We start from the raw sequence: 21450 nt of genomic DNA on the forward strand, positions 1-21450 counted from the left end.
AACGATAAGTATCGCAGATCCACGCCGGATGGTCATGCTCCATCGGTGCTTTGCGCGCCAATCGCCGCCATAAAACGCTCGGTAATTTGCTGTGGACGGGTGATCGCGCCGCCGACAACGACCGTATGCGCACCCAGCGCCAGGCATCTGGCCGCGCGTTCAGGCGTATCCACGTTGCCTTCGGCAACCACGGGAACCGTCACGGCAGCCAGCACGGCCTTCAGGAACGCGCAGTCATTCTCCGGAAGCGAATGGCCCGCCGTTTCCGCCGTATAGCCGTAAAGCGTCGTGCCGACACAGTCAAAGCCAAGCGCCTGCGCCGTCACGGCTTCATCCACGGTGGAGATATCCGCCATCAGCAGGACCGAGGGATAGCGCGATCGGATGCGCGTGACCAGCGTTTCCAGAGACTCCCCACCAGGACGCTCCCGCGCCGTCGCATCAAGCGCAATGATTTCCGGCGAGACGGCCATGAGCTCATCTACCTCTTTCATCGTGGCGGTGATAAACACCTCGCTTTCCGGGTAATCCCGTTTGATGATGCCGATGACCGGCAAAGAGACCTGCTGCTTAATGGCCTCGATATCCACCACGCTGTTGGCACGAATGGCGGTAGCCCCGCCCTGTGCCGCCGCCAGCGCCATTCGCGACATAATAAACGGGCTATGCAGCGGTTCGTTTTCCAGCGCCTGACAGGAGACGACCAGTTTTCCCTTCAGGTTATCCAGTACAGTTTTCATTACGATAAGATCTCTTCCACTTCGTTTTTGATAATCGTGACGTGCGGGCCATAAATGACCTGAACACCGTTACCGCGCACGATAACGCCGCGCGCGCCGGTGGCTTTCAGCGCCGCGTCATTCACTTTGCTGCCGTCCTTCACCGTGACGCGAAGACGCGTGGCGCAGCAGTCCACCTCTTCCAGATTCTCTTTTCCGCCTAATCCGGCGATCACCGCAACGGCGCGCTCGCTCTGTGAGAAGGCCACTTCATTGGCCACCGCCTCCTTTTCCCGACCCGGCGTGGCAAAATCAAAGCGGTTAATCAGGTAGCGGAAGGTGAAGTAGTAAAGGAAGAACCACGGCACGCCGACCAGCGGAACGAACATCCAGTTAGTTTTGGCCTCGCCCTGCAAAATGCCGAACAGCACGAAGTCGATAAACCCGCCGGAGAAGGTTTGCCCGATGGTGATATGCAGCATGTGTGCGAGCATGAACGCCAGCCCGTCAAACAGCGCATGAATGACGTAAAGCACCGGCGCAATAAACAGGAACGAGAACTCGATGGGCTCTGTAATCCCGGTCAGGAACGAGGTTAACGCCGCAGAGAGCAGCAGCCCGGCAACGCGCTTTTTGTTCTCCGGTTTTGCCGTGTGGTACATCGCCAGACACGCGCCGAGCAGGCCAAACATCATCGTAATAAAGCGCCCGGACATGAAGCGCGACGTGCCCTCATAGAAATGCTGCGTGTTCGGGTCGGCCAACTGGGCGAAGAAGATCCGCTGTGTGCCCTCAACGAGGTGACCGTTAACAATCTCACTGCCGCCGAGCGCGGTGGCCCAGAACGGCAGGTAGAAGATGTGGTGCAAACCAAACGGGCCCAGCATGCGTAAGATGAAGCCGTACAGCAGGGTGCCCAGATAACCGGTGGCATCCACCAGCCCGCCGAGACCAAAAATCAGCTTCTGGAAATGCGGCCAGATCACGGTCATGAGCGCGCCGACGAGTATCGCCGCCAGCGAGCTGATAATGGGGACAAAGCGCGAGCCGCCAAAGAACCCGAGGAACTGCGGAAGCGCAATTTTATTAAACCGATGATGGAGCGTGCAGGTCACCAGCCCAATCACCACGCCGCCAAACACCCCGGTTTCCAGCGTCTGAATCCCCAGCGTCATGCCCTGCCCGACAGCGCCCGGGTTCTCGTGCGCCAGTTTGCCGGTGAGGATCAGCAGCGCGTTGATGGTGGCATTCATCACCAGAAACGCGAGCAGCGCCGCCAGCCCGGCCGTGCCCTTATCGCTTTTCGCCAACCCGACGGCCACCCCAACCGCAAACAGCACCGAGAGGTTCGCAAACACAATTGAACCGGCGCTGCTCATGATGGTGAAAATGGCCTGCAGCCAGCCCACATCTAAAAACGGATAAGCCGTCAGCGTATTGGGATTCGATAACGCGCCGCCTATCCCCAGCAGCAGACCCGCCGCGGGCAACACGGCAATGGGCAACATAAAGGATTTACCAAAGCGCTGCGCTTTTTCAAACCATCCCCCCGAAGAAGCGCCACTGAACATTTGCATCATTTTTTCATCTCCCCACTAAGTGATGAAAATTTTTACCATACAACTATTATTAAGTGAAAATTATCATCAAAAACCAGGAAGCCGATCATACTTTTTCAAAATGACTGGCATCTTTCCCCTCCTTTCCGCCACACTAGTCGCAGCGAAACACATTAAGGACGTGGCATGTCGGACCATGAAAATCTGCTGCTGAAGCTCCGCCAGGAGGCTTCCGGGTACAGCCCAACGCAACAAAAACTCGGCGAGTTTGTCCTCAGCGATCCTGGCCGGGTGCTCTACCTGACGATCACTGAACTGGCGCGCGAGAGCCATACCAGCGAGGCCAGCGTCACGCGTCTTTGCCGGACGCTGGGCTGCAAGGGCTATAACGAATTTAAAATGGCGCTTGCGCTGGATATTCAGCAGGGCCAGCCCGCACGTCAGGCGGGGGATGAGATTGATAACGTCGTGAATGAGTCGGTGCAGGCTTTGCAGGATACCGCCCGACTCCTCGACCGCGCGCTGCTTGAAAAAGCGGCGCTGGCGTTGCACCAGGCGCAATCCGTACAGATTTACGGCGTCGCGGCCAGCGCGATCCTCGGGGAGTACCTGCATTACAAGCTGCTGCGGCTGGGCAAACCCGCACAGCTGTTTAGCGATATGCACCGCGCGGCCATGAATGCGACAACGCTTTCGAAAGAGACGCTGGTTGTGGCCATCTCCAGCTCGGGTTCAACGCGGGATTTACTCCACGTGGTGAAGCTTGCCCGCAAGCGCGGCGTTAAGGTGCTGGCACTCAGCAATACGCCCCGCAGCCCGCTGGCGTCCCTGAGCGATATGCAGCTGGTGGCCGCCAAACCAGAGGGTCCCCTTAGCGCAGGCGCGCTCAATGCTAAGGTTGGGGTCATGCTGCTGGTCGAGCTGCTGACCACGTCCATGATTGCGCTGGACGGCCGTTACGGTGACGTTAGCCAGCAAACGGCCAGCGCCACGCTTCCCCTTTTGCTCTGAAAAACATTCGCAGGCTAAATAAATCGGCCTGCGAATAATTTTAGTTAAGTGGTGTTTAAATCATTTATTTGGTAAATACTTGGTGTAACAAATTATTATATTTATTACATTTTGAATTAAGTTCATCATTTGACGGCGCCTCTACAAAAATCATAAAATTCAATGAGTTGAAATTTATATTTTTATATAATGAATCTTTACCCTTCTACTAATGTCGAATATCTCCACCCGATTTCCTTTCCTTAAAATAAGCTTAAGACGCCACTGATTTCGGCGTTTTATTATTTAAATGCCGTTTACTTTTGCGCGCCTACAATCCGCCTCATCAATCATAATGAGACGGTATTAATGAAGATGCTATTGATTACAGGCGTGACCGGATTTCTGGGCGGTGCAGTTCTTGAAAAAATCCTGACCAACGATCAATCCGTAGAACTGCTTTTGCTTGCGCGCGCCGGCGATCCGCAGAGCGGGCTGGAGCGCGTGCAGGAAAACATGCGCAAGTTCAACGTGCCTGAGGACAAACTGGCCTCCCTGAGCGTGGATAATATCCTGACTGGCGACCTCAGCCAGCCAGAGGCCTTTCTGAACGATCCCCGTCTGGATCGCGTCACGCATGTCGTTAACTGTGCGGCTGTCGCCTCATTTGGTAATAACCCACTGATCTGGAAGGTCAACGTTGAAGGTACGCTCGCGCTGGCGCGCCGTATGAAGCAGGTCGCAGGACTACAGCGTTTCCTCCACGTCGGCACCGCAATGTCATGCACGCCGGAGCAGGATTCACTGGTCGCCGAAAGCGCTGAATTCAGAGAGAATGCTGAACACCTGGTGGAATACACGTTTTCGAAGTCAACCATCGAACAGCTGATGCGCCAGGAGTGTCCGAACCTGCCGCTGCTCATCGCCCGTCCGTCCATCGTTGTCGGCCATACCCGTCACGGCTGCACGCCGTCGAGCAGCATTTTCTGGGTCTTTAGCATGGGCCTGATGCTGCAGAAGTTTATGTGCTCAATGGAAGACCGGATCGACGTTGTTCCAGTGGATTATTGTGCCGATGCGCTGTTAATGCTGCTCAACAGCAACGCTCGTCCGGGGGAAGTGGTACACATTTCTGCGGGAGAAGAGAACAGCGTTCGCTTTGCGGATATCGATCGGGCAATGGCGCTGGCGCTGGAGAAAGCCCCCGTCGGTGATAAATATGCGCAGGTCAGCTACGAAACGCTGGTCAGAATGCGCCGCGAGTTGAAACATATTTTTGGCCCGTGCAACGAACGTCTGATGCTGAAAGCCATGCGTTTATACGGTGCGTTTGCCACGCTTAACGTGCGCTTCAGCAACGATAAGCTGCTGAGCATGGGGATGCCGAAGCCACCCCGGTTTACGGATTACATCGCCCGCTGCGTGCAAACCACCCAGGGGTTGACCATTCCGGAGCAAATGGCGGTTGATTTTAAATAGCCAAAAAAAATGCCAGTCATTCGACTGGCATTTTCATTTTAGGGCTTAAGCAATTATGCCTGGCCTTTGATCTCTTTCAGACCGTTGTATGGTGCTTTTTCGCCCAGCGCTTCTTCGATACGAATCAGCTGGTTGTATTTAGCAACACGGTCAGAACGGCTCATAGAACCGGTTTTGATCTGGCCTGCAGCGGTACCCACAGCCAGGTCAGCAATGGTAGCGTCTTCGGTTTCGCCAGAACGGTGAGAGATAACAGCGGTGTAGCCAGCGTCTTTCGCCATTTTGATCGCAGCCAGAGTTTCGGTCAGAGAACCGATCTGGTTGAATTTGATCAGGATGGAGTTAACGATGCCTTTCTCGATGCCTTCTTTCAGGATCTTGGTGTTGGTTACGAACAGATCGTCACCAACCAGCTGGATTTTGTCGCCCAGTACTTTGGTCTGGTATGCGAAGCCAGCCCAGTCAGACTCGTCCAGACCGTCTTCGATAGACACGATTGGGTACTGTTTGGTCAGGTCTTCCAGGAAGTGAGTGAACTCTTCGGAGGTGAATGCTTTGTTGCCTTCGCCAGCCAGAACGTATTTACCGTCTTTGTAGAATTCAGATGCTGCACAGTCCATCGCCAGGGTGATGTCTTTGCCCAGCTCGTAGCCTGCTGCTTTAACTGCTTCAGCGATTACCGCCAGAGCTTCTGCGTTAGAACCCAGGTTTGGCGCATAGCCACCTTCGTCACCAACAGCAGTGTTCATACCTTTAGCTTTCAGAACTTTAGCCAGGTTGTGGAACACTTCAGAACCCATACGTACTGCTTCTTTCAGGGATTTCGCGCCAACTGGCTGAATCATGAATTCCTGAATATCAACGTTGTTGTCTGCGTGCTCACCACCGTTGATGATGTTCATCATTGGTACAGGCATGGAGTATTTGCCTGGGGTGCCGTTCAGTTCAGCGATGTGCTCGAACAGTGGCTGGCCTTTCGCTGCTGCTGCTGCTTTGGCGTTCGCCAGGGAAACAGCCAGGATTGCGTTCGCACCGAAGTTAGATTTGTTTTCAGTACCGTCCAGATCGATCATGATCTTGTCGATGCCAGCCTGGTCTTTGGCGTCTTTGCCAAGGATTGCCTGAGCAATAGGACCGTTTACAGCGCCAACCGCTTTCAGTACGCCTTTGCCCAGGAAGCGGGATTTGTCGCCATCGCGCAGTTCAAGCGCTTCGCGGGAACCAGTAGAAGCACCTGATGGAGCAGCAGCCATACCAACGAAACCACCTTCCAGGTGAACTTCGGCTTCAACGGTCGGGTTACCACGGGAGTCGATGATTTCACGACCGATGACTTTAACGATTTTGGACATTAGATTTTCCTCAGTACAAGTTAAACTAAAACTCCAGACAAACAACGCGTACCAGAGGTACGCGTTGCCGTTCTAACTTTTTTTACTTCGCCTGACGCTTCTGGTAGTCGCTGGCGGCCTTCACAAAGCCTGCAAACAGCGGATGCCCGTCGCGCGGCGTAGAAGTAAATTCCGGGTGGAATTGGCAGGCAACGAACCATGGATGGTTAGGCACCTCGATGATCTCGACTAACTGATCATCCCCGGAACGGCCCGCAACACGCAGACCCGCAGCTTCAATCGGTTTCAACAACATGTTGTTGACTTCATAGCGGTGACGATGGCGCTCGGTGATGGTTGGCTCGCCATAAAGCTTGCGAACCACGCTATCGTCGGACAGCTGGCAGGCCTGTGCGCCAAGACGCATAGTGCCACCCAGATCGCTCTTCTCGGTACGGACTTCGACGTTACCTTCTTCGTCGCGCCATTCAGTGATAAGCGCCACTACAGGGTACTTACAGTCTGGCACAAATTCCGTAGAGTTCGCGTTTTCCATTCCCGCTACGTTGCGCGCAAATTCGATCAGCGCAACCTGCATACCCAGGCAGATGCCGAGGTATGGAATATTGTTTTCACGCGCATAGCGTGCGGTGGCGATCTTGCCTTCTACACCACGGTAGCCGAAGCCGCCAGGGATGAGAATCGCATCCAGATCTTTCAGAATTTCGACGCCACGCGTTTCAACATCCTGCGAATCAATCAGCTTGATGTTCACGGAGACGCGGTTCTTCAGACCACCGTGCTTCAGCGCTTCGATGACTGACTTATAGGCGTCCGGCAGTTCAATGTACTTGCCGACCATACCGATAGTCACTTCACCAGCCGGATTGGCTTCTTCGTAAATAACCTGTTCCCATTCAGACAGGTTAGCTTCCGGACAGTTCAAGCTGAATCGTTTACAAATATAATCGTCCAGGCCCTGTGATTTCAACAGGCCCGGGATTTTATAAATGGAATCGACGTCTTTCATTGAAATAACAGCTTTTTCAGGCACGTTACAGAACAATGCAATTTTCGCACGTTCGTTCGCTGGAACCGCGCGATCGGAGCGGCAAACCAGGATGTCTGGCTGAATACCGATGGAGAGCAGTTCTTTTACTGAGTGCTGAGTCGGCTTGGTTTTCACTTCACCTGCGGCGGCCATGTACGGCACCAGGGTCAGGTGCATGAACAGCGCGTGCTCACGACCAATATCGACAGCCAGCTGACGAATCGCTTCAAGGAATGGCAGGGATTCGATATCACCTACGGTTCCGCCGATTTCGACCAGCACCACGTCGTGGCCTTCGCCGCCCGCAACGATGCGTTCTTTGATTGCGTTAGTGATGTGTGGGATAACCTGAACGGTTGCACCCAGATAGTCACCGCGGCGCTCTTTACGCAGAACGTCTGAGTAGATGCGGCCAGTCGTGAAGTTGTTACGACGGGTCATTTTGGTACGGATGAAACGCTCGTAGTGGCCAAGATCCAGATCGGTTTCAGCGCCGTCTTCAGTAACGAACACTTCCCCGTGTTGGATTGGGCTCATGGTGCCCGGATCGACGTTGATGTACGGATCCAGTTTCATCATGGTCACATTGAGGCCACGGGCTTCAAGAATGGCTGCGAGGGAGGCTGCGGCAATGCCTTTACCCAGAGAGGATACGACCCCGCCGGTCACAAAAATATAGTTCGTTGTCATGCTGAACCTGAGAAGTTAGGGTGAAACGATGGAATAACCAGGACGGGAAAGTAGTATACCCGAACACGGCGAGCGCCACAAACTTTCATTCTCCGTCTCCATTCCAGGCCATGACAAACATAAGGAGTGAGAAAATAGCCCCTTTTGGGTAAATGTTTTTGACGCAAATCAAGCGCTTGTCATTTAAAAAATCACACAAATTGCGCTTGATCGCAAAATCTCGTTAGAGATCATGTTCCTGGCGTTTTACTTCCTGCCAGACTTCTTCCATGGCTTCGAGGTCGATTCCGGTCATTTCCAGGCCGCGTGAGGCCACAATCCGCTCAACTTCGCGAAAGCGTCGCTCGAACTTAATGTTGGCTTTTTGCAGGGCCGTTTCCGCTTTTACACCCAAATGGCGCGAAAGATTGACGGTCGCGAAAAGCAGGTCGCCCATCTCCTCTTCCAGCTTTGCTTCATCCACAACCGCCTGCTGCGCTTCATGCATCACTTCGTCGATCTCTTCATGCACTTTATCCAGCACCGGCCCCAGGGAGTCCCAGTCAAAACCCACGGCGGAGCAGCGTTTCTGGATTTTATGCGCGCGCATCAGCGCGGGCAGACTTAGCGGAATATCATCCAGCGCCGAGAGCTGGGATTTTTCGGCCCGTTCGGCGCTTTTTATCTGCTCCCAGCGAGCCAGCACTTCCGCGCTGTTGCCTGCGGTGGCATCGCCAAAAATATGCGGATGGCGGCGCTCCAGCTTGTCGCTGATGGCAGCGCAGATGTCGTCAAAGTTAAAGCGACCTTCTTCTTGCGCCATCTGCGCATAGAACACCACCTGGAACAGCAGATCGCCCAGCTCGCCGCGCAGGTCGTCAAAATCCTCGCGTGAAATGGCGTCCAGCACTTCATAGGTTTCTTCGAGGGTGTACGGGGCGATGGTGGCGAAAGTCTGCTCCTTGTCCCACGGGCAACCGTTCTCCGGGTCACGCAGGCGTTTCATGATGCCGAGCAGGCGGTCGATTTGAGTCATGGTTTTGTCCTGAGAAAAAAATGCCGGGTGGCGGCTTACGCCTTACCCGGCCTACAAAAGAGAGAAATCTTATCCGCCGTGCAGACGACGCGCGTCAATCACATCCGGTACCTGGTTCAGTTTGCCGAGCACGCGGCCCAGCACCTGCAGGTTGTAGATTTCGATGGTCATATCGATGGTGGCAAGCTGCTCGCGGGTATCGCTGCGGCTGGCAACGCCCAGCACGTTAACCTTCTCGTTGGCGAGAATGGTCGTGATGTCGCGCAGCAGGCCGCTGCGGTCATTGGCGGTGACGCGCACCACCAGCGAGTAGCCTGCGGAGTAGCTTTCGCCCCAGACCGCTTCCACGATGCGCTCCGGCGCATGTGACTGCAGCTCTGCAAGCTGGTCACAGTCTGAACGGTGGATCGAAATCCCGCGCCCCTGAGTGATAAAGCCAACGATATCGTCACCTGGAATAGGCTGGCAGCAGCGGGCAATGTGGTGCATCAGATTGCCCACGCCTTCCACGACCACCCGGCCGTTATCTTTGCTGCGCTGCTGCGGCGCATGGGTTTTCTGCTGCAGCTGCTTCAGCGCTGCCGCATCCTGCTCCGCCGCACTTGGCTTGTTGAACTGCGCCTGCAGGAAGTTCACCATCTGATTCAGACGGATATCTCCGCCGCCAATGGCCGCTAACAGTTCGTCAAGCTCGTTGAAGTTGTAGCGTGGCAGCAGGAATTTCTCCGCCTCTTTCAGGCTGATCCCCACATGCTCCAGTTCGTCATCGAGGATCTGGCGACCGGCAAGGATGTTTTTATCGCGATCCTGCTTGCGGAACCAGGCGTGGATCTTGGAGCGCCCGCGGCTGGTGGTGACGTAGCCCAGGTTCGGGTTCAGCCAGTCGCGGCTCGGGTTGGGCTGCTTCTGGGTGATGATCTCAATCTGGTCCCCCATCTGCAGCTGATAGGTGAATGGCACGATTCGTCCGCCGATTTTCGCCCCGATGCAGCGGTGCCCCACATCGCTATGGATGTGGTAGGCGAAGTCGAGCGGCGTGGAGCCTGCGGGCAGGTCGACAACGTCCCCTTTCGGGGTAAAGACGTAGACCCGGTCGTCGAAGACCTGGCTGCGCACTTCATCGAGCATTTCGCCGGAGTCGGCCATCTCTTCCTGCCACGCAATCAGCTTACGCAACCAGGCGATGCGGTCTTCGTGGCCAGAACGCGCGCCGCCGGACGTACCCTCTTTGTATTTCCAGTGCGCGGCCACGCCCAGCTCGGCGTCCTCGTGCATCTGTTTAGTGCGGATCTGGATCTCAACCGTTTTGCCGCCGGGGCCAAGCACCACGGTATGAATAGACTGGTAGCCGTTCGGTTTCGGGTTCGCCACATAGTCGTCGAACTCGTCCGGCAGGTGGCGGAAGTGAGTATGTACTATCCCCAGCGCGGCGTAGCAGTCCTGCAGACGCTCCGCCACAATACGCACGGCGCGCACGTCAAACAGCTCGTCAAAGGCGAGGTGTTTCTTCTGCATTTTGCGCCAGATGCTGTAGATGTGCTTAGGTCGACCGTAGACTTCGGCGCGCACATTCTCTTCTTTCATTGACTGACGCAGCCCGCTGACAAACTCGTCGATGTAGTGTTCACGATCGATACGGCGTTCATGCAGAAGTTTGGCAATGCGCTTGTATTCCGCCGGGTGCAGATAGCGGAAGCAGTAATCTTCCAGCTCCCATTTCAGCTGACCGATACCTAAGCGGTTCGCCAGCGGCGCATAGATATTCGTACACTCTTTGGCGGCAAGGACGCGCTCGTCTTCCGGCGCATCCTTCACTTCGCGCAGGTGCGCAATACGTTCGGCAAGCTTGATGACCACGCAGCGGAAGTCATCCACCATGGCCAGCAGCATTCGCCGGACGTTATCAACCTGTTCTGAGGAGACGGAATCGGTATGGGCAGCTTTAAGCTGGCGGATGGCCGCCATATCGCGCACGCCGTGGATCAGCGCGACGACGGAGGTTCCGACGCTGTCACGCAGCACGTCTTCGCTGACCACGTCAGCATCGGCGAGCGGGAACAGAAGCGCGGCCTGCAGCGTTTCGATATCCATGTTCAGCATGGAGAGAATTTCGACCATTTCGATGCCGCGCCACAACAGCAGCTCGGCGTCAGGATGTCCCTGCGTGGTGCGCAGACAATAGGCCCAGGTTTCGGTTAAGCGTTCACACGACTGCTGGCTGGAAATCCCCAGACTTGCGATCCATTTTTGAGGGTCAAACTCACCAGCTTTATTAAGATGTGCACTTCTTACCGCAACCATCGTCCTCTCCTTTAGGGACCAGGGCCTGTCGAAGTCGACAAGCCAAACAAATTAGATGTGCTCAAACAACGCCATCGATTCCAGATGTCCAGTGTGCGGGAACATGTCCAGCATTGCCAGACGCTGAATCTGGTAACCCGCACTGATTAATGCCTCGCTGTCCCGGGCAAGCGTCGCCGGGTTACAGGAAACATAGACCACACGCTTCGGCGCGAGTTTAATAATATGTGCCATTACGCCCGGAGCACCGGCACGTGCCGGGTCGAGCAAAATTTTATCAAAGCCCTGCTTCGCCCACGGCTGTTGAGTCACATCTTCCTCAAGGTTTTGATGAAAAAATGTCACATTTTGCAAGCCATTTTGTAGGGCGTTTTCCTGTCCTTTGGCGACCAGCGCCTCAACGCCTTCCACACCCACCACGTTTGCCGCTTTCTGCGCCAGAGGCAGCGTGAAATTACCCATACCGCAGAAGAGATCGAGCACCCGGTCGGTCGGCTGGATATCCAGCCAGTCCAGCGCTTTTTCAATCATCTGCTGATTCACGCCGTCATTGACCTGGATAAAATCCCGCGGGCTGAACGTTAAGCGTAGCCCGTTTGACGCATACCAGGGAGCCTCTCCTGTAACCTGCTCAAGTATCTCGCTTTGTGGTGCCAGGAAAAGCGCAAGCTTGTGGGAATGCGAAAAGCGTTCCAGTTTTTCGCGATCTTTTTCGGACAGCGTCGCAGTATGGCGCAGCACCATCAGCGGGCCGTTGTTAGCCAGAACCAGTTCCACATGTCCGAGATGGCGAACCCCTTCGAGCCCGGACAGACACTGGTGCACATCAGGGAGCAATGCCTCAAGTTGGGGCACCAAAACAGGGCACTGCTTTATATCCACGATATCGCTGGCGCTGGCTTTACGAAATCCCATCTCCAGCCGCTCGGTTTTTGGCTGATAACTGAGGCTCAGGCGCGCGCGCCGACGGTAGCCCCAGGGCTGCCCGGCGATAATCTCGTTAACCTCGTGCTTAAGCTGACGCGCCAGCGCGCTGCTTTTACTTTTTTGCTGTAAAACTACGCTGGCATGCTGTTGCTGGCAGCCCCCGCAGACGCCAAAATGGGGGCAGCGAGGCACTTCGCGTTCCGGGCTATCGCTCAGTCGGCGCTTTACCTGGCCGCGCGCGTACTGGCGTTTCTCTTCCGTCAGCGTAATTTCTGCTCGTTCTGATGGCAGCAAACCTGTTATAAACAGTGTCTTACCGTTGTGCCGCGCCACCCCCTGACCAAAAGGATCGAGGTCCGTGGCTTCAACAGTTATGATCTGACGCGTCGTCACGCGTCGCTTTGCAGAGTAGAATTGCGCCATCGCTGAGATTTTTCTCACATATAAACATAATTGTCCTAATTGTCCCATAACGGAACGCCATGACCAACTACAGCCTGCGTGCACGCATGATGATTTTGATCCTCGCCCCCACCGTATTGATCGGTTTGCTGCTGAGTATCTTCTTTGTGGTGCATCGCTATAACGATTTGCAGCGACAGCTGGAAGACGCCGGAGCCAGCATTATCGAACCGCTGGCGGTCTCCAGCGAGTACGGGATGAACCTGCAAAACCGGGAATCCATTGGTCAGTTAATTAGCGTCCTGCATCGTCGTCACTCGGACATCGTGCGGGCTATCTCCGTTTATGATGAAAACAACCGTCTGTTTGTTACCTCGAATTTTCACCTTGACCCGACGTCCCTGAAAATTCCTGACGGCACGCCGTTCCCGCGCCATCTCACCGTATTGCGGCGAGGGGATATTATGATCCTGCGCACGCCAATCATCTCCGAAAGCTATTCTCCTGATGAATCCGCTCAGTCTGAAGCCAAATCCAGCAACAACATGCTGGGATATGTGGCGCTGGAGTTGGATCTCAAGTCAGTCCGGCTGCAGCAGTACAAAGAAATATTTATCTCCGGCGTGATGATGCTCTTCTGTATCGGCATTGCGCTGATTTTCGGCTGGCGACTGATGCGTGATGTGACGGGGCCGATTCGAAACATGGTCAACACCGTTGACCGTATCCGTCGCGGCCAGCTCGACAGCCGCGTAGAAGGGTTTATGTTGGGCGAGCTGGATATGCTGAAAAACGGCATCAACTCAATGGCGATGTCGCTGGCGGCGTATCATGAAGAGATGCAGCACAACGTTGACCAGGCCACTTCCGACCTGCGCGAAACGTTGGAGCAAATGGAGATTCAGAACGTGGAGCTGGATCTGGCGAAAAAACGCGCCCAGGAAGCCGCGCGCATTAAATCCGAATTCCTTGCCAATATGTCACACGAGCTGAGAACCCCGCTGAACGGCGTGATCGGCTTTACCCGTCTGACGCTGAAAAGCGAGCTTAACCCCACCCAGCGCGACCACCTGCATACTATCGAACGTTCGGCCAACAACCTGCTGGCGATCATTAACGACGTGCTGGACTTCTCGAAGCTGGAGGCGGGCAAGCTGATCCTCGAGAGTATTCCGTTCCCGCTGCGCGGCACGCTGGATGAAGTAGTGACGCTGCTTGCGCATTCGTCACACGATAAGGGGCTGGAGTTGACGCTCAATATCAAAAACGACGTGCCGGATAACGTCATTGGTGACCCGCTGCGTCTGCAGCAGGTCATCACCAATCTGGTGGGTAACGCGATCAAGTTTACCGAGAGCGGCAATATCGACATTCTTGTCGAAAAACGGGCGCTCAGTAATAACAAGGTACAGATTGAGGTGCAGATCCGCGATACCGGTATCGGCATACCGGAGCGCGATCAGTCGCGTCTGTTCCAGGCATTCCGTCAGGCGGACGCCAGTATTTCCCGCCGCCACGGGGGAACCGGCCTGGGGCTGGTGATCACCCAAAAACTGGTAAAAGAGATGGGCGGCGATATCTCCTTCCACAGCCAGCCTAACCGGGGTTCGACCTTCTGGTTCCATATCAATCTCGATCTCAACCCGAACGTCATGACCGATGGGCCAGCGACCGACTGCCTGAAAGGGATGCGTCTGGCCTACGTTGAGCCAAATGCCGCAGCGGCACAGTGCACGCTGGACGTGTTAAGCACCACGCCGCTGGAGGTTGTCTACAGTCCGACCTTCTCTGCGCTTGCCGTTGAGCACTATGATATCCTGCTGATGGGGATCCCGGTCACTTTTACGGGCGAACTGACCATGCAGCAGGAGCGCCTGGCGAAAGCGGCATCAATGACCGATTACCTGCTGCTGGCCCTGCCTTGCCATGCACAAATTAACGCCGAAGAGCTGAAAAACGACGGGGCCGCCGCCTGCCTGCTCAAACCGCTCACGGCCACACGCCTGCTGCCTGCACTCACCGAATACTGTCGTCTGAGCCAGCACGCGCTGCCGCTCGTCAGCGACGAACAAAAGCTGCCGATGAGCGTGATGGCGGTGGACGATAACCCGGCAAACCTGAAGCTGATTGGCGTGCTGCTGGAGGATCAGGTTCAGCACGTGGAACTGTGTACCAGCGGTGCGCAGGCAGTGGAACAGGCTAAACAGATGCAGTTCGATTTGATTCTGATGGATATTCAGATGCCGGGTATGGACGGTATTCGCGCCTGCGAGCTTATCCGCCAGCTCCCGCATCAGCAGCAAACGCCGGTGATTGCGGTGACCGCGCACGCCATGGCCGGACAGAAAGAAAAATTGCTGAGCGCCGGGATGAATGATTATCTGGCCAAGCCTATCGACGAAGAGAAACTGCATAGCCTGCTGGTGCGCTACAAACCGGGGCATATTGGCGGGACGTACACGGTTGCAACAGAATCGCCGGAGATTAGCGTCAATCAGAATGCCACCTTCGACTGGTCGCTGGCGCTGCGCCAGGCGGCAGGGAAAACCGATTTAGCCCGCGACATGTTGCAGATGCTGGTCGACTTCCTGCCGGAAATCCGTAATAAAGTTGAAGAACAGCTGGTGGGAGAAAACCCTGAAGAACTGCTGGAAGCCATCCACAAGCTGCACGGCAGCTGCGGCTACAGCGGAGTGCCGCGGTTGAAGAACCTTTGTCAGTTGCTGGAGCAACAGTTACGCGCCGGTACGCCAGAATCCGAGCTTGAACCCGAGTTTCTGGAGCTGCTGGATGAAATGGATAACGTGACGCGGGAAGCGATGAAGGTGTTGGGGAGCTGATAGAAAAGCCCGGTGGCGCTACGCTTACCGGGCCTACAATTGCGGGTGCGGCCTGATGCCCTCACCCCGCCCTCTCCCACAGGGAGAGGGAGAACTACATTCCCTGCCCCACTTTCAGCGCCGCCGCGATATTCCTTGCGGCCATCCTGACATTCTCGCTGGCATTTTCCAGCGCATCCTCCAGTGAACAGATGGTGTAAATCACGCTAAACACGGCGTCGATACCGTGCTCATGCACCACACCGACATCCGCCGTCAGGCTGCCCGCAATCCCGATAACCGGTTTGTTAAAGCGTTTTGCGACTTTCGCCACGCCTACGGGCACTTTACCGTGGATTGTCTGACTGTCGATGCGGCCTTCGCCGGTGATCACTAAGTCGGCATCGGCAACCTGAGCCGCGAGATGCAAGGCATCGGTGACGATCTCAATCCCCTGACGCAGCTGAGCGCCGCAAAAGGCGTATAGCGCGGCCCCCATCCCGCCCGCCGCACCGCCGCCGGACAGGTTCAGAACGTCGATATCCAGATCGCGGGCGATAACCTGCGCATAATGGGCAAGCGCGTTGTCCAGAGTGACAATCATCTCTGGCGTCGCCCCTTTCTGCGGGCCAAACACCGCAGTGGCTCCCTCCTCCCCCGTTAACGGGTTGGTGACATCGCAGGCAACCTCAATCCGGCACGCTTTCAGCCGTTTATCGAGACCGGTAAGGTCAATATGGGCCAGCGTGGCAAGTTCGCCGCCCCCGAGTCCGACAGGCTTCTGAGCGGCATCCAGCAATTTCGCGCCCAGCGCCTGGACCATGCCCGCGCCGCCGTCGTTGGTGGCACTGCCGCCAATGCCGATAATGATATGCTTAACGCCCGCGTCCAGCGCGTGACGGATGAGCTCGCCGGTTCCCCACGAGGTCGTTTTCAGCGGGTTGCGCTGCGAAGGTGGCACAAGCTCCAGACCGCTCGCCGCCGCCATTTCAATAAACGCGCTTTGATCGTCACCGGATAACCCGTAGAACCCTTCGACAGGCTCCCCCAGCGGACCTGTCACCGGGACATGAATGATTCGCCCCTGAGTGGCCGCAACCATCGCCTCAACGGTGCCTTCGCCCCCATCGGCAACCGGTAATTTTACGTAGTCAGCCGAGGGAAAAATCTCGCGAAAGCCGCGTTCTATCGCTGTCGCTACCTCAAGAGCACTCAAACTTTCCTTATACGAGTCCGGTGCGATAACAATTTTCATAAGCCATCCTTACGCATAGTCATTACGTTAAGCATACACCACGTAAACGACCGCTCATGGGAGCGGTCCCAATGCGTTTATCGTACCATGCACGGACGTTTATTGTCGAATGTCCAGTCCGGGATCAAATACTGCATGGCTATCGCATCGTCGCGCGCGCCCAGACCGTGTTTCAGGTACAGTTCGTGGGCTTTCATCACCTGGTCCATATCCAGCTCAACGCCCAGACCCGGCGTGGTTGGCACCTGCACCATGCCGCCTTTGATTTCAAACGGCTGCTTAGTAAGCCGCTGATTGCCCTCCTGCCAGATCCAGTGGGTATCTATGGCGGTGATCGCGCCCGGCGCGGCAGCGGCAACGTGAGTGAACATTGCCAGCGACACGTCGAAGTGATTGTTGGAGTGCGAGCCCCAGGTCAGGCCGAACTCGTGGCACATCTGCGCCACGCGAACTGAACCCTGCATCGTCCAGAAGTGCGGGTCCGCCAGCGGAATATCGACGGACTGAAGGGATAAGGTATGCCCCATCTGGCGCCAGTCGGTGGCGATCATATTGGTTGCCGTTGGTAAACCGGTGGCGCGGCGAAACTCGGCCATCACCTCGCGCCCGGAGAAGCCCTGCTCGGCCCCACACGGATCTTCCGCGTAGGCCAGCACGCCTTTAAGCTGCTTACCGATTTTAATCGCTTCATCAAGCGACCATGCGCCGTTCGGATCCAGCGTGACGCGCGCCTGCGGGAAACGTTTTGCCAGCGCGGTAATGGCCTCCGCCTCTTCTTCCCCTGCCAGTACGCCGCCCTTCAGTTTGAAGTCGTTGAAGCCATATTTTTCGTAAGCGGCTTCGGCCAAACGCACCACCGCGTCAGGCGTCATCGCTTCATCGTGGCGAACGCGGTACCAGTCGCAGTGCTCATCCGGCTGGCTCTGGTACGGCAGCGGCGTCAGCTTACGGTTGCCGACAAAGAACAGATAGCCCAGCATTTCCACTTCGGTGCGCTGCTGACCCTCGCCCAGCAGGGACGCAACGTTCACGCCAAGATGCTGACCAAGCAGATCCAACATTGCCGCCTCAATACCGGTGACCACGTGGATAGTCGTACGCAGGTCGAAGGTTTGCAGCCCGCGCCCGTCCGCATCGCGGTCCGCAAAGGTGCTACGCACGCTATTGAGAACATTTTTGTATTCGCCGAGGGTTTTCCCCACCACCAGCGGAATGGCGTCTTCCAGCGTTTTGCGGATCTTTTCCCCGCCCGGAATTTCGCCCACGCCCGTATGGCCGGAATTGTCTTTGATAATCACGATATTGCGGGTAAAGAACGGCGCATGCGCGCCGCTCAAATTCATCAGCATGCTGTCATGGCCCGCAACCGGAACGATCTGCATGGAAGTGACTACAGGGGTAGAAAATGTGCTCATGGTTCAATCCTTTTATCAGTGACGTCCAAAAACAGGGCGCTTACGGTCAAATGTCCAGCCGGGGATCAGGTACTGCATCGGGCCCGCGTCGTTACGCGCGCCGCCTGGCAACCTCTTATACGCCTCGTGCGCTTTGTGGATCTGATCCCAGTCAAGCTCCACGCCCAGCCCTGGCGCATCCGGTACGGCAATGCTGCCGTTTTTGATCTCCAGCGGATTTTTCGTCAGTCGGGCTTCCCCCTCCTGCCAAATCCAGTGGGTGTCGATGGCGGTCGGGTTACCCGGTGCCGCCGCGCCAACGTGGGTAAACATCGCCAGCGAAATGTCGAAATGGTTGTTGGAGTGACAGCCCCAGGTCAGCCCCCAGTCGTCGCACAGCTGCGCCACGCGCACCGCACCGGACAGCGTCCAGAAGTGCGGGTCAGCCAGCGGAATATCCACCGAATTGAGCATGACCGCATGGCCCATTTCACGCCAGTTGGTGGCGATCATGTTAGTGGCGACCGGCAGCCCGGTGGCGCGTCGGAACTCGGCCATCACTTCACGACCAGAGAAACCCTGTTCGGCACCGCACGGATCTTCCGCGTAGGTCAGTACATCGCCCAGACCTTTACACAGCGAGATGGCTTCATCCAGTAACCATGCTCCGTTCGGGTCAACGGTGATCCGCGCATCGGGGAAACGCTTTTTCAGCGCGCGGGCAGTTTCAATTTCCTGCTCGCCGGGCAGCACGCCGCCTTTCAGTTTGAAATCCTTAAAGCCGTAGCGGTCCTGTGCGGCTTCCGCCAGACGCACCACCGCCTCGCCGGTGAGCGCCTCCTGATGGCGCAGGTGATACCACTCATGGTTGCCCGGCGAACGGTCCAGATAAGGCAGATCGGTTTTATTACGGTCACCTACGTAGAACAGGTAACCCAGCACCGTTACCGCATCGCGCTGTTTGCCTGGGCCCAGCAGTTCGCAGACCGGGACATTCAGCGCCTTACCGAGCAAATCGAGCAGAGCGGCTTCCAGCGCGGCAACCGCGTTGACGCGCAGTTCAAACGTCCAGGCACCTTTTCCGAAGGTATCAAAGTCAGCAGACTGGTTACCCTTATGTACCCGCTGAACCACTTTGTTCAGACGGGCAACTTCCTGGCCCACCACCTGTGGAATGGCATCAACCAACGTCTGGTAAATCACCTCTCCGCCCGGCGCTTCGCCAACGCCGGTATTCCCCGCGCTGTCGGTCAGTACCACGATATTGCGGGTAAACCAGGCGTTATGCGCGCCGCCAATATTGAGCAGCATGCTGTCCTGTCCGGCCACCGGGATGACCTTCATCTCAGTGACGACAGGGCTTGATTGCGTTGTCATCATCCACGCTCCCCTACAGGTTTAAGTTCGACGCGTTTGATATCGCCGACCAGCACCAGGTAACTCAGCACCGCCACCAGCGCATGCACCCCTACGTAAATCAGCGCACCGTTAAAGGAGCCGGTGGTGCCGACGATGTAGCCGATAGCGATTGGCGTAACAATCCCCGAAATATTGCCGAACATGTTGAACAGACCGCCGCTCAGGCCGCTGATCTCCTTCGGTGCCGTATCCGCCATCACCGCCCAGCCCAGCGCACCAATGCCTTTGCCGAAGAAGGCCATCGCCATAAAGCCGATAATCATCCACTCAGCGCTCACGTAGTTACAGAACACCATGGTCATGGAGAGCAGCATCCCGAGCACGATAGGCGTTTTACGCGCGATATTGAGAGAGCCGGTGCGGCGCATCAGCCAGTCGGAAATCACCCCGCCGAGCACGCCGCCCACGAAGCCGCAGATGGCCGGGATCGAGGCAACAAACCCCGCCTTCAGAATCGACATGCCGCGCGCCTGCACCAGATAAACCGGGAACCAGGTGATGAAGAAGTAGGTTAAGGCGTTGATGCAGTACTGGCCCAGATAGATACCGATCATCATGCGCGAGCCGACGAGCTGTTTGATCTGCGCCCATTTCTGGCTGAACGGGACTTTTGCTTTTGCGGATTTCTGATCCATGTTGATCAGCGCTCCGCCTTCCGCGATGTACTCCAGCTCCTTCTTGTTCACCCCCGGGTGTTGATTGGGTTCATGGATCACTTTCAGCCAGATAAAGCTGATGACGATCCCAAGCCCACCCATGAAGAAGAAGACGTGTGACCAGCCTACCTCATGCGTCAGCCAGCCCATGATTGGCGCGAAGATCACCGTGGCGAAGTATTGTGCGGAGTTGAAAATCGCGACCGCGGTTCCCCTCTCCTGTGCCGGGAACCAGGCTGCGACAATGCGGCTGTTCCCCGGGAAGGAAGGCGCTTCCGCTAAGCCAACCAGGAAGCGCAGCGTGAAGAGCGCCACGATAATGCCGAAGCCGCTGAAGATATCGACGAACCCCTGCAGCAGGGTAAACATCGACCAGATAAAGATGGACCAGAAATAGACCCGTTTTGAGCCAAAGCGGTCAAGCAGCCAGCCGCCAGGAATTTGGCCGATGACATAGGCCCATGAAAACGCCGAGAAAACGTAACCCATGCCGACCGGATCAAGTCCGATATCTTTTGCCATCTCAGAACCAGCAATCGACAGCGTGGCGCGGTCACCGTAGTTGAAGGATGTGACGATAAACAGCATCACCACTATCCAGTAGCGAGCGTTAGTGCGCTTCTCTGCGCTGCTCGCCGCCTGGCTTAATGAACTCATAGTTGCACTCCTGAATCATAGCTTTCGCCTGGTTCATTCTGTACAGCACCTGTAGGGTAATCAGAATGAGAGATAAGTGTTCGGCAGTTTTGGTACGGCTGAAGGCCGTTTTATGGTGAAGCGCTGCCTTATTGGGTAACTGACGGGAAAAGTATATGAAGGAGTGGCGCTCTTCCTCACCGTGCATCGACACAACATTGAAGGGGGAGTGAGACGTGGTTTGGGGCATAAGCCCAAAGCAGTGGAAGATGGTTCACGGAATTGAGGTTTTCGTGCGGCTTTGTTGCCGGGTGGCGGCTTCGCCTGCCCCGGCCTACAAACGAAAAACTAGTTAAGCAGCGTTGCCCAGTGCTCAACCCACGGGTTTGATTCGCTTTCTGGCTCCGGGTGTTCGCCTGCGTCAATCAGCAGCATCTCGCCGACGCGCTGGGCGCTCTGCTCCTGCAAAAGGGCATCGAACTGTTTACCGCCGCCGCAGAAGTTGGCGTAAGAGCTGTCGCCCAAGGCAATGATGCCGTAGTGCACGTTCGGCTGATAGCCAAGCCGGTCTTTAATGCCCTGGAACAGCGGCACGATGCTGTCCGGCAGATCGCCCTGCCCGGTCGTGGAGGTCACCACCAGAATGTATTTATCTTGATACTTTTCCCAGTCTGCCAGTTCCGGGTCTTCATAGACCGTGGCTTTATGGCCCTGGCTGGCGAGTATTGCCTCAGCTTCTTCCGCTACCAGCAGCGAGTTGCCGTACATTGTGCCGACAAAAATGCCTACTTCAGCCATGCTTTGCTC

Annotated in this window: 15 protein-coding genes; 3 read left to right on the forward strand and 12 right to left on the reverse strand. The window is 56.1% G+C overall.

Annotated features, from left to right (window positions below; translation table 11 throughout):
- Positions 1–32: 32 nt before the first annotated feature.
- Together AC2T6E_RS15650 and AC2T6E_RS15655 are read right to left on the reverse strand one after the other, a co-directional pair.
- Positions 33–740, reverse strand: coding sequence for an N-acetylmannosamine-6-phosphate 2-epimerase (locus tag AC2T6E_RS15650; protein WP_458667970.1), 708 nt, complete (start codon positions 738–740; stop codon positions 33–35).
- Positions 740–2299, reverse strand: a complete 1560-nt coding sequence (locus AC2T6E_RS15655) for a PTS transporter subunit EIIC (RefSeq protein ID WP_486692434.1) — start codon at positions 2297–2299, stop codon at positions 740–742. Before AC2T6E_RS15655 ends, AC2T6E_RS15650 begins: the two co-directional genes overlap by 1 nt.
- 165 nt (positions 2300–2464) lie before the next feature.
- Here AC2T6E_RS15655 and AC2T6E_RS15660 point away from each other — a divergent pair, with 165 nt between their 5' ends.
- Entirely contained in the window at positions 2465–3289 is an 825-nt protein-coding gene (locus tag AC2T6E_RS15660; RefSeq protein WP_032640776.1) for a MurR/RpiR family transcriptional regulator, read from the forward strand.
- A gap of 348 nt (positions 3290–3637) precedes the next feature.
- Positions 3638–4747, forward strand: coding sequence for an SDR family oxidoreductase (locus AC2T6E_RS15665; RefSeq protein ID WP_316467906.1), 1110 nt, complete (start codon positions 3638–3640; stop codon positions 4745–4747).
- Positions 4748–4800: 53 nt separating this feature from the next.
- On the opposite strand, the gene eno is transcribed toward AC2T6E_RS15665, so the two are convergent.
- The 5 genes from eno to rlmD all read right to left on the reverse strand — a co-directional run bounded on the left by eno (position 4801) and on the right by rlmD (position 12485).
- Complete coding sequence (gene eno, locus AC2T6E_RS15670) at positions 4801–6099, reverse strand: phosphopyruvate hydratase (protein ID WP_010434599.1); 1299 nt, start codon at positions 6097–6099, stop codon at positions 4801–4803.
- Positions 6100–6181: 82 nt separating this feature from the next.
- Complete coding sequence (pyrG, locus tag AC2T6E_RS15675; RefSeq protein ID WP_010434601.1) at positions 6182–7819, reverse strand: glutamine hydrolyzing CTP synthase; 1638 nt, start codon at positions 7817–7819, stop codon at positions 6182–6184.
- Positions 7820–8042: 223 nt separating this feature from the next.
- Positions 8043–8834 (reverse strand): nucleoside triphosphate pyrophosphohydrolase, encoded by a 792-nt coding sequence (gene mazG / locus AC2T6E_RS15680; RefSeq protein WP_212474250.1) that lies wholly within the window; start codon positions 8832–8834, stop codon positions 8043–8045.
- Positions 8835–8903: 69 nt separating this feature from the next.
- Positions 8904–11135 (reverse strand): GTP diphosphokinase, encoded by a 2232-nt coding sequence (relA, locus tag AC2T6E_RS15685; protein WP_109082232.1) that lies wholly within the window; start codon positions 11133–11135, stop codon positions 8904–8906.
- A gap of 51 nt (positions 11136–11186) precedes the next feature.
- On the reverse strand, positions 11187–12485 hold the full coding sequence (rlmD, locus tag AC2T6E_RS15690) for a 23S rRNA (uracil(1939)-C(5))-methyltransferase RlmD (protein ID WP_458667973.1): 1299 nt from the start codon (positions 12483–12485) through the stop codon (positions 11187–11189).
- A gap of 59 nt (positions 12486–12544) precedes the next feature.
- Here rlmD and barA point away from each other — a divergent pair, with 59 nt between their 5' ends.
- Positions 12545–15304 carry a two-component sensor histidine kinase BarA gene (gene barA / locus AC2T6E_RS15695; protein WP_120159372.1) on the forward strand — a complete coding sequence of 920 codons (2760 nt, stop codon included), beginning with the start codon at positions 12545–12547 and terminating at the stop codon, positions 15302–15304.
- Positions 15305–15398: 94 nt separating this feature from the next.
- Here the strand turns inward: barA and AC2T6E_RS15700 are convergent, their stop codons facing one another.
- From AC2T6E_RS15700 to AC2T6E_RS15720, 5 genes are all read right to left on the reverse strand, one after another.
- Positions 15399–16538, reverse strand: coding sequence for a glycerate kinase (locus tag AC2T6E_RS15700; RefSeq protein WP_214594566.1), 1140 nt, complete (start codon positions 16536–16538; stop codon positions 15399–15401).
- A 77-nt stretch (positions 16539–16615) separates the two neighbouring features.
- On the reverse strand, positions 16616–17953 hold the full coding sequence (gene gudD, locus AC2T6E_RS15705) for a glucarate dehydratase (RefSeq protein WP_182401351.1): 1338 nt from the start codon (positions 17951–17953) through the stop codon (positions 16616–16618).
- A 15-nt stretch (positions 17954–17968) separates the two neighbouring features.
- Complete coding sequence (locus tag AC2T6E_RS15710; RefSeq protein WP_182401778.1) at positions 17969–19309, reverse strand: enolase C-terminal domain-like protein; 1341 nt, start codon at positions 19307–19309, stop codon at positions 17969–17971.
- Positions 19309–20664: a galactarate/glucarate/glycerate transporter GudP gene (gene gudP, locus AC2T6E_RS15715; RefSeq protein WP_089601178.1), complete on the reverse strand. Its 1356-nt coding sequence runs from the start codon at positions 20662–20664 to the stop codon at positions 19309–19311. Before gudP ends, AC2T6E_RS15710 begins: the two co-directional genes overlap by 1 nt.
- Positions 20665–20991: 327 nt before the next feature.
- Complete coding sequence (locus AC2T6E_RS15720; protein WP_042713494.1) at positions 20992–21441, reverse strand: flavodoxin; 450 nt, start codon at positions 21439–21441, stop codon at positions 20992–20994.
- Between the last annotated feature and the right edge of the window lie 9 nt (positions 21442–21450).

It is taken from the genome of Enterobacter sp. B79-1, assembly GCF_057444735.1.

Coding starts and splice junctions, on each gene's coding strand:
- barA (WP_120159372.1), top strand. CDS start 12,545: ATGACCAACTACAGCCTGCGTGCACGCATGATGATTTTGATCCTCGCC.
- eno (WP_010434599.1), bottom strand. CDS start 6,099: ATGTCCAAAATCGTTAAAGTCATCGGTCGTGAAATCATCGACTCCCGT.
- AC2T6E_RS15655 (WP_486692434.1), bottom strand. CDS start 2,299: ATGATGCAAATGTTCAGTGGCGCTTCTTCGGGGGGATGGTTTGAAAAA.
- AC2T6E_RS15650 (WP_458667970.1), bottom strand. CDS start 740: ATGAAAACTGTACTGGATAACCTGAAGGGAAAACTGGTCGTCTCCTGT.
- AC2T6E_RS15720 (WP_042713494.1), bottom strand. CDS start 21,441: ATGGCTGAAGTAGGCATTTTTGTCGGCACAATGTACGGCAACTCGCTG.
- AC2T6E_RS15665 (WP_316467906.1), top strand. CDS start 3,638: ATGAAGATGCTATTGATTACAGGCGTGACCGGATTTCTGGGCGGTGCA.
- gudP (WP_089601178.1), bottom strand. CDS start 20,664: ATGAGTTCATTAAGCCAGGCGGCGAGCAGCGCAGAGAAGCGCACTAAC.
- AC2T6E_RS15710 (WP_182401778.1), bottom strand. CDS start 19,309: ATGACAACGCAATCAAGCCCTGTCGTCACTGAGATGAAGGTCATCCCG.
- rlmD (WP_458667973.1), bottom strand. CDS start 12,485: ATGGCGCAATTCTACTCTGCAAAGCGACGCGTGACGACGCGTCAGATC.
- gudD (WP_182401351.1), bottom strand. CDS start 17,953: ATGAGCACATTTTCTACCCCTGTAGTCACTTCCATGCAGATCGTTCCG.
- AC2T6E_RS15700 (WP_214594566.1), bottom strand. CDS start 16,538: ATGAAAATTGTTATCGCACCGGACTCGTATAAGGAAAGTTTGAGTGCT.
- relA (WP_109082232.1), bottom strand. CDS start 11,135: ATGGTTGCGGTAAGAAGTGCACATCTTAATAAAGCTGGTGAGTTTGAC.
- AC2T6E_RS15660 (WP_032640776.1), top strand. CDS start 2,465: ATGTCGGACCATGAAAATCTGCTGCTGAAGCTCCGCCAGGAGGCTTCC.
- pyrG (WP_010434601.1), bottom strand. CDS start 7,819: ATGACAACGAACTATATTTTTGTGACCGGCGGGGTCGTATCCTCTCTG.
- mazG (WP_212474250.1), bottom strand. CDS start 8,834: ATGACTCAAATCGACCGCCTGCTCGGCATCATGAAACGCCTGCGTGAC.